The organism is Paramagnetospirillum caucaseum, assembly GCF_000342045.1.
Classification (GTDB): Bacteria; Pseudomonadota; Alphaproteobacteria; order Rhodospirillales; family Magnetospirillaceae; genus Phaeospirillum; species Phaeospirillum caucaseum.
Map to the genome: position 1 here is coordinate 92,981 of NZ_AONQ01000002.1, position 12,284 is coordinate 105,264.

Sequence of the window (12,284 nt, forward strand, 5' to 3'; positions counted from 1 at the left end):
CGATGAAACTGTTTCCCATCCTGGGCGGCATCCACCCGGAATACCGCAAGGAGCTGACGAGCGAGAAGGCCATCGTCGCCCTGCCCGTTCCGAAGACCCTTTACCTGCCCTTGCAGCAGCACATGGGCGCGCCGGCCAACACCACGGTCGACGCCGGCGACCTGGTCAAGAAAGGCCAGTTGCTGGCCAAGGCGCAAGGAGCGATCTCGGCCGCATTGCACGCCCCCACCTCGGGACGCATCGCGGCCATCACCGAGATGACCGCCCCGCACCCTTCCGGCCTGCCGGTTCTGACCATCATGCTGGATTCCGACGGCAAGGACGAATGGGCCGAGCCCATGCCGGCCATCGATGATCCCTTCGCCGCCTCTCCCGCCGAGATCAAGGCCCGCGTCGCCGAGGCCGGCATCGTCGGCATGGGCGGCGCCACCTTCCCGTCGGCGGTGAAGCTGGGCCTGGGCGGTCAGCACAAGCTGGAAATCCTGCTGTTGAACGGCGCCGAGTGCGAGCCCTACCTGACCTGCGACGACCGCGTCATGCGGGAATTCGCCGCCCAGGTGGTGGACGGCGCCCGCATCATGGCCCATGCCCTGGGCGCCCCCAAGGTGATCATCGCCGTGGAGGACAACAAGCCCCAGGCCGTGGACTCCCTGAAGGCCGAAGCCGCCAAGACCCCCAACGTCGAAGTGGTGGGCGTGCCGGTGCAGTACCCCATGGGCGCCGAGCGCCACCTGACCCAGGCGGTGACGGGACGCGAGACTCCGGCCCGCAAGCTGACCGCCGACGTGGGCGTGGTCGTGCACAACGTCGCCACCGCGCGGGCCGTGCATCAGGCGGTGCGCCTGGGCCGGCCGCTGGTGTCGCGCGTCGTGACGGTCAGCGGCGGCGCCGTCGCCGAGCCCAAGAACATCGAGGTGCCGCTGGGCACCCGGGTCTCCGAACTGCTCGACTTTTGCGGCGGAATCTCCAAGGAGGCCCGGCGCATCATCTCGGGCGGCCCCATGATGGGCCAGCCGCTTCCCAGCCTGGACGTGGCGGTGGTCAAGGGCACCTCTGGCATCCTGGCGCTGACGCAAGGAGAGACCAACGAGCACGCGTCGAGCCCCTGCATCCGTTGCGGCTCGTGCGTCACCTATTGCCCGTGCGGGCTGGTGCCGGTGGAAATGGCCAGCTACATCAGAAACGACAAGCTCGACCTCGCCGCCAAGATCGGCGTGCAGGATTGCGTGTCGTGCGGCTCGTGCTCCTACATCTGCCCGTCGCACATTCCCCTGGTCCACTATTTCAACTACGCCAAGGGCAAGATCGCCGCGCTCGACCGCGAGCGGCGCAAGAACGAGCAGACCAAGGCGCTGGTCGAGGCCCATAACGCGCGTCTCGAACGCCAGGCCCAGGCCAAGCGCGAAGCCGCCGCCAAGGCCAAGGCCGCCAAGGAAGCCGCCGAGGCGGCAGCGGCCGCCCCCCAGGCGAACCAGCAGGCACAACCCAACTCCGCAGGCGGGGCCAACGCATGAGTATCGCGATCGACAAGAGCGGGCCGTTCACCCACGGCCCCAACAACGTCTCCCGGACCATGTTCACGGTCCTGGCGGCCCTGGCGCCGGCCACGCTGTACAATCTGTGGCTGTTCGGCTGGCCCGCCATCTTCCTGTTCATCGTCACCATGCTGGCCTGCATGGCCTGCGAGGCGGCCTGCGTGCGCATCGGCGGCGGCAATCCCGACCGGGCGCTGGGCGACGGCTCGGTGCTGATCACCGGCTGGCTGCTGGCCCTGTCGCTGCCGCCGTGGGCGCCGTGGTGGGTCGCCGTGGTGGCCTCGGTGTTCGCCGTCTGCCTCGCCAAGCACGCCTTCGGCGGATTGGGCCAGAACGTCTTCAACCCGGCCATGGTCGGCCGCGTGGTGGTGCTGGTCTCCTTCCCGCTGCAGATGACCTCGTTCGTGGCGCCCAAGCCGCTGTTCACCCCCGGCTCGCCCTCCATCGGCGAAGCGCTGACCATCACCTTCGGGCGCGGCTTCTCGCTCGACGGCATCAGCACCGCCTCGCCGCTGGGCTTCATCAAGACCGAGCTGTCCAAGGGCGTTCCCATCAGCCAGTCCATCGCCTCGGTCCCCAGCCTGGGCGACATGATGATCGGCTTCCATCCCGGCTCCATGGGCGAGACGGCGGTGCCGCTGATCCTGCTGGGCGGCCTGTTCCTGATGTGGCGCAAGATCATCTCCTGGCATATCCCGGTGTCCATGCTGGCCACCCTGTTCCTGATGGGCACCCTGTTCAACGCCCTGGACCCGGCGCGGCACGCCGGCGGCCTGTTCCATCTGCTGTCGGGCGCCTCGATCCTGGGGGCCTTCTTCATCGCCACCGACTACGTCACCTCGCCGGTGTCCAAGTCGGGCCAGTTAGCCTTCGGCATCGGCATCGGCCTGCTGACCTGGATCATCCGCACCTATGCCGGATATCCCGAGGGCGTGGCCTTCGCGGTGCTGCTGATGAACGCGCTGACGCCCATTCTCGATCAACATTTCCGGCCGCGCGTCTTCGGGCGCACCCGCAAGGGCGAGCCTCTGCCGGTCAGGGGGGACAAATGAGCCAAGCCATACGGCCCACCTGGGTCCACGCCACCATCCTGGGCGCCTTCTGCGCCGGCTTCGGCGTGGCCCTGGCGCTCACCGACGACATCACCAAGGCGCCCATCAAGGAGCGCGCCCTGGAGGACAAGATGAACTCGCTGGGGCAGGTGATTCCGCGTTCCATCCATGACAACAACCCGGTCACCGACACGGTCAAGCTGCCCAATCCCAAGGCCGGCGGCCATGGCGCCCCGGCCGAGACCGACATCTACCGCGCCACCAAGGACGGCCAGGTGGTCGCCGTGGCCTACGAATACATGGCCTCGGGCGGCTATGGCGGCCCGATCCGCCTGATGCTGGGCGTCGCCCCCGACGGCAAGCTGCTGGGCGTGCGGGTCATCTCCCACAAGGAGACGCCCGGCCTGGGCGACAAGATCGAGGCCGCCAAGAACGAGTGGATCACCCGTTTCACCGGCCTTTCCCTCGGCAATCCGCCGGCGGAAAAGTGGAAGGTCAAGAAGGACGGCGGCCAGTTCGACCAGTTCTCCGGCGCCACCATCACGCCCCGCGCCGTGGTGAGCGGCATCCGCCAGGGGCTGGAGTTCTTCGCCGCCAATTCGTCTCGCATGATGGAGAAGAAGTGATGTCTGCCAGCTACGGACGGATCGTCAAGGACGGATTGTGGGAAAACAACGGCGTGCTGTGCATGCTGCTCGGCATGTGCCCGACCATGGCCATGACCGGAACCGGCACCAACGGCCTGGGCATGGGCATCGCCACCGCCGTGGTGATGGCCGCCTCGAACCTGATGGTCGCCATGTTCCGCAACTACGTCACCCACGAGGTGCGCATCCCGGTCTACATCCTGATCGTGGCGGCCAACGTCACCTTCGTGGATCTGGCCATGAACGCCTGGATGCATGAGCTGTACAAGGTGCTGGGCCTGTTCATCCCGCTGATCGTCTCCAACTGCCTGCCGCTGGCCCGCCTGGAGGCCTTCGCCGCCAAGGAGCCGGTGCTGCCCTCGCTGGTGGACGGCACCTTCATGGGACTCGGCTTCACCTTCGCGCTGACCGTCATCGGCCTGGTGCGCGAAGCCATCGGCCAGGGCACCCTGTTCGCCGACGCCGCCCTGCTGCTCGGCCCCTGGGCCAAGGTGATGGAGATGCGCATCATGCCGGCCGATTGGGGCATCCTGGTGCTGATCCTGCCGCCCGGCGGCTTCCTGATCGCCGGCCTGCTGGTGGTCGCCAAGCGCATGATCGACCTTGCCTCGGGCAAGGAGATCAAGATGGCCGGCGCCCACAGCGTCTAAGGGAGAGACGGACATCATGAAGATCGGAGTCGTCTACGCCGTTCCCTCCCGCCAGTCGTGGCTGTCCATCGACGTGCCGGAGGGAACCACGGTCAAGGAAGCCATTGAGAAATCGGGCATCCTGCACCAGTTCCCCGAGATCGACCTGGAAACCCAGAAGGTCGGAATCTTCGGCAAGGCCACCACGCTGGATACCGTGCTGGAGGAAGGGGCGCGCATCGAAATCTACCGCCCCATCACCGTCGATCCCAAGACCGTCAAGCGCCGCGCCGCCCCCGAGGCGCCGGCGGCCGGAGGAAGCGAGTCATGAGCACCGAGGATCTGACCGTCACCCAGGCGGTGGCCTATTCCGTCCTCTACGCCCTGGACATCGAGGCCGCCGCCCCCTGGAAGGCCTGGGCCCACATCTGGCTGAAGGGCGACGACCGCACCGCGTCCTCCGCCCAGATGGCGGCGGCGGGCGCCTCGACCCCCACCGCCAAATCGGCCTCCAACGCCGCCCGCCTGCTGGCCGAGGCCACCCAGTTGCAGACCGAGGCGGCCATGCTGATGAGCGAGAACCGCAACGCTTCGTGGCAGCTGGACCAGTACGAACTCAGGAACGAGCAATGCCTGGGCGCCGTGGCCGAATCCATCCGCATGGGCAGCAACGACGGTACCCTGGACACCCAAAGTCCCCGCTCGGCGGAACTGCGGGCCAAGGTGAAGCAGGAGTTCTAGGTCACCAAAAGGCATCAACTCCCATAAATATACGCCCATAGGAAGCATTGACTGTCGGCACGCGCCGTTTTACTCTTCCAGCTAATGGATGCACTCATCATCAGGCTGCACCTGGTATTTGAAGCCATCGATCAAAGTGGGGGGGGAATGGTATGCGACGGATTGCTTGCCTGCTTATGGCGGCGGGGTTGACTGGCTGCGCGACAACCGGAACAAAATTCGAGATGCCCAAGACCCAGGTTCGGGAAGGGCTGTCGCGTCTGGTCGTCTATCAAACCGGCATACCGCAGATCGTGCGGTCGGATTTCGCGGTTCTCCTCGATGACGGCGCCATCTGCTACATGGTTCCCGGCGAAGTCATGGTCAGGGATATCCGGGCGGGACAGCACAAGATCGCCTTCGACAATCCCATGACCGCCGGCACCTCAGTACTGAGTTTCACGGCCGAAGCGGGCAAGACTGTCTATATCTCGGCGGCCCCCAACGCCAGGTCGGTGGTCGCCAGCCTCCTGCTCGGCCCCCTTGCCGACCTCGCCACATCGGACAAGACCACCGCCCGCGGCGGCAGCGTGTTTCTGGAACAGTCAACCAGCGAGCAGGCCGAACAGGACGTCGCCACCCTGTCGAAATCCTCCTGCACTCCTCCGGGGGCCTAACGTCCCCTCGGGCTTGCCATCCCCGCCAGCGGCTTGGTCAGGACCGTGGCGAACAGGGCCATCAGCACCATGGCGCCAAAGGCGGTGTCGGACAGCAATCCGGCATCGGCCAGCAGGGTCAGGACCACCAGTTCCATCAGCCCCTTGCAGGTCAGCAGGCCGCCCAGCGTCCACGCCTCGCGGCCGGTGCAGCCCGCCATCCAGGCGGGCAGCGCCGAGGCCAGCTTGCCCAGCACCGCCGCCGCGCTCATCACCCAGAAGATGGCTGCCGCCCCTCCCCCCAGGTCGACGCGGGTCTTCAGGCCCACCGAGATGAAGAAGAACGGCAGCAGCACCACCTGCACGAAGGTCTCGAAGCTGCCGACGATGGCCTCGGCCAGCGTACGGGGCATCACCGCCCCGAACACGAAGGCGCCGATCACCGCGTGCAGGCCGATGGCCTCGGTGGCCAGCGAGGCCAGGGCCAGCCCGACGGTGAGCAGGACCACGTCCCCTCCCCCCACCTTGCCCGTCCGCTCGGCGCGGGCGAACAGGCGGGGCAGCAGCGGCCGCACCAGCCCGACCATCACCCCGGCGAACAGCAGGGCGCCCAGCGCCACCTGCCCCGCCTCCCAGGGATCGCCGCCGTGGGCCACCGCCAGCAGCAGCGCCACCGCCACCCACAGGGCGGCGTCGTTGAAGGCCGCCGCCCCCAGGGCCATGACGCCGACCCTGCGCTGCTCGAGGCCCATCTCGCGCACCACGGCGCCCAGCACCGGCAGGGCGGTCACCCCCGCCGCGATGCCCATGGCGGCGGCGAACAGCGGCCGGGTGGCGAAGAACCCCGCCGATCCCGGCGCCGCCTCGAACAGCCACCAGCCGCCCGCTGCCCCCGCCAGGGTCGGCACCACGACGCTGGACACCGCCAGGACCGAGAAACAGCGCCCCTGCCCCCTGATCCGGGCGAGGTCGAAATGCAGGCCGATGGAAAAGGCGAAGAACACCACGGCGAGGCGCACCAGCCCGTCGAGGGCGGCCAGCGAAGCCGGCGGGAACAGCCGCATGGACAATTCGGGCGACGCCCAGCCCAGCAGGCTGGGCCCCAGCGCGATGCCCACCGCCATCTGCACGGCGGCCAACGGCATCAGGCGGCCGACCACGCCCAGCCGCCACAGGGCATAGGGCAACCCGATGATCAGCGCCGTCTGGATCAGGAAAAGACTCACCCGTCCTGGTTCTCCTTGCCCATCATCACCCGGCCGGCCACGGCGATGGCGACGGCGACCAGCGCCACCACGATGGTGGCCAGGGCGTTGATCTCGGGGCTGACCCCCAGGCGCACCTTGGAGAAGATGACGATGGGCAGCGGCGTGGCGCCGGGGCCGGAGACGAAGGCGGAGATCACCACGTCGTCGATGGACAGGGTGAAGGCCAGCAGCCAGCCCGCCGCCAGGGCCGGGGCGATGATCGGCAGGGTGATCCTCAGGAACACGGTCAGCGGCCGGGCGCCCAGATCCATGGCCGCCTCCTCCAGCGAGCGGTCCATCTGGGCGAGGCGCGAGCGCACCACCACGGTGACGAAGGACAGGCTGAAGGTGACATGGGCGATGACGATGGTGGTCATGGACCGCCCGTCGGGCCAGCCCAGCACCTGCTCCATGCCGACGAAGAGCAGCAGCAGGGCCAGCCCGGTGATGATCTCGGGCATCACCAGGGGGGCCGAGACCATGCCGGTGAACAGGGCGCGCCCGGAAAAGCGCTTGAAGCGCACCAGCACCACCGCCGCCAGAGTGCCCAGCCCGGTGGCGAGGCAGGCATTGAGAAAGGCGATCCTCAGCGACAGCCAGGCGGCACCCAGCACCTGCTCGTCCTGCAGCAGCTCGCCGTACCACCTGGTGGAAAATCCGCCCCACACCGTCACCAGCTTGGACGCGTTGAAGGAATAGATCACCAGCAGCATGATCGGCAGATAGAGGAAGGCATAGACCAGCGCCAGGGCGGTATAGAGGGCGAAGCCGCGATTGTTCATCCTTCCCGCTCCGCCCGCTTGGCCTCGAAATGCTGGAAGGCCATGATCGGCACCACCAGGAGCACCAGCATGGCCACCGCCACCGCCGACGCCGTCGGCCAGTCGCGGTTGTCGAAGAACTCGGCCCACAGCACCTTGCCGATCACCAGGGTATCGGGACCGCCCAGCAGGTCGGGAATGACGAACTCGCCCACCGCCGGGATGAACACCAGCATGCAGCCGGCGATGATGCCGGGCATGGACAGCGGCAGGGTGACGGACAGGAAGGCCCGGAACGGGCGGCAGCCCAGGTCGGCGGCCGCTTCGAGCAGCGACAGGTCCATCTTTTCCAGGGTGGCGTAGAGCGGCAGGATCATGAACGGCAGGTAGGAATAGACCATGCCGATGGTCACCGCGATGTCGGTCTCCAGGATCTGCAGCGGCTCGGAGATGATGCCGAGCCCCATCAGCGCCATGTTGAGCAGCCCCTCGGTCTTCAGGATGCCGATCCAGGCGTAGACGCGGATCAGGAACGAGGTCCAGAACGGCAGCGCCACCAGCATCAGCAGCGCGTGGCGCCGGTGCCGGGGCGCCCGGGCGATGGCGTAGGCGGCGGGATAGCCCAGGGCCAGGCAGCCCAGCGTCGCCATGGCGGCAAGGCGCAGCGAGCCGAGATAGGCGAACAGGTAAAGGTCGTCGCCCAGCAGGGTCCGGTAGCCGGCCAGGGTGCCCTTGAAGGCGCCCTCGGCCCAATCGACCAGCGGCATATAGGGCGGAATGCCCATCTGCGGTTCGGACAGGCTGATCTTCAGCACGATCAGGAAGGGCACCAGGAAAAACACCGCCAGCCAGGCATAGGGCGCCAGCCCCACCAGGAAGCGCCCCGCCCGGCCCTCCAGCAGGCTTTTCATCGGGTCAGCACCAGGGAATCTGCGGGATGCCAGCCCAGGAACACTGGTTCGTCCCAGGTCAGCAGGCTGTCGTCGCCGTGATGCAGGTTGGTGCGCAGCGCCTGCACCTTGCGGCCCGAGGCGAGGCGGACGTGGAAGATGGAGACGTCGCCGAGATAGGCGATGTCGCTGACCACGCCCTCGGCCCAGTTCAGGCCGGGTTCCGGCCTGTCGCGGCCGATGCGGACCTTCTCGGGCCGTACCATCACGGTGACGGCGGCCCCCGCCTCCACCGGCGGCGCCCCCTGGACGGAAAGATCGTGATCCAGTTCGGGACAGGCGACAGCCCCCGCCCCACCCTTGGCCGTCCCCTCGAACATGTTGGCGGCGCCGATGAAGTCGGCGACGAAGCGGGTGCCGGGATATTCATAGATGTCCACCGGGCTGCCCACCTGCTCGATGCGGCCGGCATTCATCACGCCGATGCGGCTCGACATGGTCATGGCCTCGCCCTGGTCGTGGGTGACCATGACGAAGGTGATCCCCACCCGGTCCTGGATGTTGACCAGCTCCAGCTGGGTGGCTTCCCGCAGCTTCTTGTCCAGGGCCGCCAGCGGCTCGTCCAGCAGCAGCACCTTGGGCTCCTTGGCGAGGCAGCGGGCCAGCGCCACGCGCTGGCGCTGGCCGCCCGACAGCTGGTGCGGCTTGCGCCCCGCGAAACGGCCCATCTGGACAAGATCCAGGGCGGCGGCCACCTTGCCCTTGATCATGTCCTTGGGCAGCCCGTCCTGCTTCAGGCCGAAGGCGATGTTGTCGGCGACGCTCATGTGGGGGAACAGGGCGTAGGACTGGAACATCATGTTGACCGGCCGCTCATAGGGCGGCACGGCGGTGACGTCCTGGCCATCGATGAGGATGCGCCCGGCGGTCGGCGTCTCGAACCCGGCCAGCATGCGCAACAGCGTGGTCTTGCCGCAGCCCGAGGCGCCGAGCAGCGAGAAGAACTCGCCCTTGTGGATGGCAAGGTCCACATGCTCGACGGCGGTGAAGTCGCCGAAGCGTTTGGAAACCCCCTCGAAGCGGATCAGCGGCACCGCCCGGGGATCGTTCCAGGGGGCAATCGCCTCCCGTTTGACCGCCGCCTGCACCATGTCCTCAGCGACCCGTCTTGACCGAGGTCCACAGGCGGGTGCGCTCGCGCTCCTTGGCCATTTCGGCGGGGGGAACCTGGAACAGCTTGGCGGCCACCGCCTCGGGCGGGAACACCACCGGGTCCACCTGGATCTCCTTCCTGATCAGGTTCCTGGAATCGAGGATCGGGTTGGCGTAGCCGGTCAGGTTGGTGAAGCCGGCCGCCACCTCGGGCTTCATCAGGAAGTCGATGAACTTGTGGGCGTTGTCAGGATGAGGCGCGTCCGCCGGAATCACCATGGAATCGATATTGATCACGGCGCCTTCCTTGGGGATGACGATCTGGACCTTGACGCCCTTGCCGGCCTCGGCGGCGCGGTTGCGGGCCTGGACCAGATCGCCCACATAGCCGTGCGCCATGCAGATGTCGCCGTTGGCCAGGTCGTTGATGAACTTGGACGAATGGAAATACTTGACGCTGGAGCGGACCGAGGTGACCACGGCGGCGGCGGCCTTCAGGTCCTCGGTGGCCAGCGAGGCGCCGTTCTTGCCCTGATAGGCCAGGACGGCGGGGAACACCTCGGTGGGGGCGTCCAGCAGGCTGACGCCGCAGCCCTTCAACCTAGCCGCCTGGGCGGGATCGAACAGCGCCGCCCAGCTGTCCAGCGCCATGCCGGGAGCCGCCTTGGCGACCTTGTCCACGTTGTAGGCGTAGCCGGTGGGCGAGATGGCGTAGGGGATGGCGTAGAGGTTGCCGGGATCGGCCGAGCGGTTCAGCGTCACCATCACCTGGGGGTCCAGGTTGCCGTAATTGGGAAGCTTGGAACGGTCCAGCTTGCGGTAGATGCCGGCCTTGATCTGGTTGGCCAGGAAGGGCGAGGCCGAGGGGAACACCACGTCGTAGCCCGACTTGCCGGCCTGCAGCTTGGCCTGCAGCACCTCGTTGCTGTCGTAGACGTCGTAATTGACCTTGATGCCGGTCTGGGCCGTGAACTTCTCCAGCGTGTCGGGCGCGATGTAGTCCGACCAGTTGTAGACGTTCAGCACCTTGTCCTCCGCCGCCTGGGCGGAAGAGATGGCCGCAATCAGCGACATCGCGACAGCCGTCAAGGAAACGCGCATGACCTTATCCCCCCAGCCAGAAAACCGGATGCCGGGCCAAACGCCACCGCCCGCGCGGGGCCGATATTTCCGGTCCCGCGCCTGCCTTGTCAACGGGCAATGCTCAAAAAAAAGCCCGCCGGAGAAGAACGCCGGCGGGTCTCGCAGTTTGCGGGAGGTAACTCTAGTGATTCGAAGCGTTTGCCGCGCCGATTCCGGTCTGGGCGCGGACGTACTGGTCCTCGAACAGGGCCTTTTCCGCCTTGGCGGTTTCGCTGCCGTCCAGCCTGGACACCACGATGGTGACCAGGAAGGCGAAGGTCATGGAGAACAGGGCCGGATGTTCGTAGGGGAAGATGGGTGCCGCATTGCCCAGCACCGCCACCCACACCGTCTTGGACAGAACAACGCAAGTCACCGCCGAGACGAGGCCGGCGATGCCGCCCCACAGGGCGCCCTTGGTGGTCAGGCCCTTCCAGTACATGGAGAGGAACAGCACCGGGAAGTTGGCCGAGGCCGCGATGCCGAAGGTGAGCCCCACCAGGAAGGCGACGTTCTGCTTCTCGAACATGATGCCGAGAACCACGCCCAGCACGCCCAGCACCAGCGAGGCCAGCTTGGAGACGCGCATCTCCTCGGCCTCGGTGGCGTGGCCCTTGCGGATGACGCGGGCATAGATGTCATGGGCGATGGCCGAGGCGCCGGCCAGGGCCAGACCCGACACCACCGCCAGGATGGTGGCGAAGGCCACCGCCGACAGGAAGCCCAGGAAGATGTCGCCGCCCAGCGCCTTGGCCAGATGCATCACCGGCATGTTGCCGCCGCCCAGCAGCTTGCCGCCGACCTTGCCGCCCTCGAAGAACTGCGGATCGGTGCCGACGATGCTGATCGCCGCCATGCCGAGGACGCAGACCACCAGGAAGAAGAAGCCGATGAAGCCCGAGGCGTAGAACACGCTCTTGCGCGCTTCCTTGGCGTTGGGAACGGTGAAGAAGCGCATCAGGATGTGCGGCAGCGCGGCGGTGCCGAACACCAGGCCCAGCGACAGCGACACCGCCGAGACCGGATCGGCCAGCAGGGTGCCGGGGCCCATGATCCTGGTGCCCGCCTTGTGGGACGACACCGCCTTGGCGGCCAGGGATTCGAGGCTGAAGCCGAACTTCGAAAGGGCCAGAACGCCCAGCAGGGTGCCGCCGCCCAGCAGCAGCACCGCCTTGATGATCTGCACCCAGGTGGTGGCGATCATGCCGCCGAAGGTGACGTAGACCACCATCAGCACGCCGACCAGAATCACCGCCACGGCGTAATCCAGGCCGAACAGCAGCTTGATCAGCTGGCCGGCGCCGACCATCTGGACGATCAGGTAGAAGCACACCACGGTCAGCGACCCCATGGCGGCGAAGGTGCGCACCTTGGTCTGGTCGAGGCGGTAGGAGGCGATGTCGGCGAAGGTGTACTTGCCCAGGTTCCGCAGGCGCTCGGCCAGCAGGAACAGGATGATCGGCCAGCCGACGAAGAAGCTGATGGTGTAGATGAAGCCGTCGAAGCCGGTGGCGAACACCATGGACGACAGGCCCAGCAGGGTGGCCGCCGACATGTAGTCGCCGGCGATGGCCAGACCGTTCTGGAAGCCGGTGATGCCGCCGCCCGCCGTATAGAAGTCGCTGGCCGACTTGGTCCGCTTGGACGCCCACCAGGTGATGCCCAGCGTGCTGGCGACGAAGACGAAGAACATGATGATGGCGGTGAGGTTGACCGGCTGCTTCTCGGAGCCGCCGAGATCGCCGGGACCGGCCAAAGCGGGGGCGGCGACCAGCAGGGCCGCCACGGCGAGGGAGGCCGTACGGCCGACAGCCGCCATTGAGGCAGCGGCCAAGGGCGCGGAGGCGCCCACCCGGCGAGGGGCGATGATCAT

Annotated in this window: 13 protein-coding genes; 7 read left to right on the forward strand and 6 right to left on the reverse strand. The window is 67.3% G+C overall.

Going from position 1 to position 12,284, the window contains the following annotated elements; genetic code table 11:
* Nucleotides 1-2 precede the first annotated feature (2 nt).
* The 7 genes from rsxC (at nt 3) to H261_RS01280 (ending at nt 5,260) form a co-directional block, all read left to right on the forward strand.
* Nucleotides 3-1,514, forward strand: coding sequence for an electron transport complex subunit RsxC (gene rsxC / locus H261_RS01250; protein ID WP_008613402.1), 1,512 nt, complete (start codon nt 3-5; stop codon nt 1,512-1,514).
* Complete coding sequence (locus tag H261_RS01255) at nt 1,511-2,587, forward strand: RnfABCDGE type electron transport complex subunit D (protein WP_008613404.1); 1,077 nt, start codon at nt 1,511-1,513, stop codon at nt 2,585-2,587. The genes rsxC and H261_RS01255 overlap by 4 nt, the downstream gene beginning before the upstream one ends.
* Nucleotides 2,584-3,213 (forward strand): electron transport complex subunit RsxG, encoded by a 630-nt coding sequence (gene rsxG / locus H261_RS01260; protein WP_008613409.1) that lies wholly within the window; start codon nt 2,584-2,586, stop codon nt 3,211-3,213. Before H261_RS01255 ends, rsxG begins: the two co-directional genes overlap by 4 nt.
* Entirely contained in the window at nt 3,213-3,884 is a 672-nt protein-coding gene (locus tag H261_RS01265) for an electron transport complex subunit E (protein ID WP_008613411.1), read from the forward strand. The genes rsxG and H261_RS01265 overlap by 1 nt, the downstream gene beginning before the upstream one ends.
* Nucleotides 3,885-3,900: 16 nt before the next feature.
* Complete coding sequence (locus H261_RS01270) at nt 3,901-4,194, forward strand: RnfH family protein (protein WP_008613412.1); 294 nt, start codon at nt 3,901-3,903, stop codon at nt 4,192-4,194.
* Complete coding sequence (locus H261_RS01275; protein ID WP_008613413.1) at nt 4,191-4,604, forward strand: hypothetical protein; 414 nt, start codon at nt 4,191-4,193, stop codon at nt 4,602-4,604. Before H261_RS01270 ends, H261_RS01275 begins: the two co-directional genes overlap by 4 nt.
* 224 nt (nt 4,605-4,828) lie before the next feature.
* Nucleotides 4,829-5,260: a hypothetical protein gene (locus H261_RS01280; RefSeq protein ID WP_008613414.1), complete on the forward strand. Its 432-nt coding sequence runs from the start codon at nt 4,829-4,831 to the stop codon at nt 5,258-5,260.
* Here H261_RS01280 and H261_RS01285 read toward each other — a convergent pair.
* The 6 genes from H261_RS01285 to H261_RS01310 all read right to left on the reverse strand — a co-directional run bounded on the left by H261_RS01285 (nt 5,257) and on the right by H261_RS01310 (nt 12,284).
* Nucleotides 5,257-6,465, reverse strand: a complete 1,209-nt coding sequence (locus H261_RS01285; protein WP_008613415.1) for a cation:proton antiporter — start codon at nt 6,463-6,465, stop codon at nt 5,257-5,259. The genes H261_RS01280 and H261_RS01285 overlap by 4 nt on opposite strands.
* Nucleotides 6,462-7,268, reverse strand: coding sequence for an ABC transporter permease subunit (locus H261_RS01290; RefSeq protein ID WP_008613416.1), 807 nt, complete (start codon nt 7,266-7,268; stop codon nt 6,462-6,464). Before H261_RS01290 ends, H261_RS01285 begins: the two co-directional genes overlap by 4 nt.
* A complete protein-coding gene (locus H261_RS01295) occupies nt 7,265-8,158 on the reverse strand; it encodes an ABC transporter permease subunit (protein WP_008613417.1) in 894 nt (297 codons plus the stop codon). Before H261_RS01295 ends, H261_RS01290 begins: the two co-directional genes overlap by 4 nt.
* A complete protein-coding gene (locus tag H261_RS01300; protein WP_008613420.1) occupies nt 8,155-9,288 on the reverse strand; it encodes an ABC transporter ATP-binding protein in 1,134 nt (377 codons plus the stop codon). The genes H261_RS01295 and H261_RS01300 overlap by 4 nt, the downstream gene beginning before the upstream one ends.
* A gap of 4 nt (nt 9,289-9,292) precedes the next feature.
* A complete protein-coding gene (locus tag H261_RS01305; protein WP_040475568.1) occupies nt 9,293-10,390 on the reverse strand; it encodes a polyamine ABC transporter substrate-binding protein in 1,098 nt (365 codons plus the stop codon).
* A gap of 163 nt (nt 10,391-10,553) precedes the next feature.
* Nucleotides 10,554-12,284 (reverse strand): cation acetate symporter, encoded by a 1,731-nt coding sequence (locus tag H261_RS01310; protein WP_008613435.1) that lies wholly within the window; start codon nt 12,282-12,284, stop codon nt 10,554-10,556.

Excerpts from the sequence above, each read along its gene's own strand:
- rsxC (WP_008613402.1), top strand. The coding sequence starts at position 3 with ATGAAACTGTTTCCCATCCTGGGCGGCATCCACCCGGAATACCGCAAG.
- H261_RS01255 (WP_008613404.1), top strand. The coding sequence starts at position 1,511 with ATGAGTATCGCGATCGACAAGAGCGGGCCGTTCACCCACGGCCCCAAC.
- rsxG (WP_008613409.1), top strand. The coding sequence starts at position 2,584 with ATGAGCCAAGCCATACGGCCCACCTGGGTCCACGCCACCATCCTGGGC.
- H261_RS01265 (WP_008613411.1), top strand. The coding sequence starts at position 3,213 with ATGTCTGCCAGCTACGGACGGATCGTCAAGGACGGATTGTGGGAAAAC.
- H261_RS01270 (WP_008613412.1), top strand. The coding sequence starts at position 3,901 with ATGAAGATCGGAGTCGTCTACGCCGTTCCCTCCCGCCAGTCGTGGCTG.
- H261_RS01275 (WP_008613413.1), top strand. The coding sequence starts at position 4,191 with ATGAGCACCGAGGATCTGACCGTCACCCAGGCGGTGGCCTATTCCGTC.
- H261_RS01280 (WP_008613414.1), top strand. The coding sequence starts at position 4,829 with ATGCCCAAGACCCAGGTTCGGGAAGGGCTGTCGCGTCTGGTCGTCTAT.
- H261_RS01290 (WP_008613416.1), bottom strand. The coding sequence starts at position 7,268 with ATGAACAATCGCGGCTTCGCCCTCTATACCGCCCTGGCGCTGGTCTAT.
- H261_RS01295 (WP_008613417.1), bottom strand. The coding sequence starts at position 8,158 with ATGAAAAGCCTGCTGGAGGGCCGGGCGGGGCGCTTCCTGGTGGGGCTG.
- H261_RS01300 (WP_008613420.1), bottom strand. The coding sequence starts at position 9,288 with ATGGTGCAGGCGGCGGTCAAACGGGAGGCGATTGCCCCCTGGAACGAT.
- H261_RS01305 (WP_040475568.1), bottom strand. The coding sequence starts at position 10,390 with ATGCGCGTTTCCTTGACGGCTGTCGCGATGTCGCTGATTGCGGCCATC.
- H261_RS01310 (WP_008613435.1), bottom strand. The coding sequence starts at position 12,284 with ATGATCATCGCCCCTCGCCGGGTGGGCGCCTCCGCGCCCTTGGCCGCT.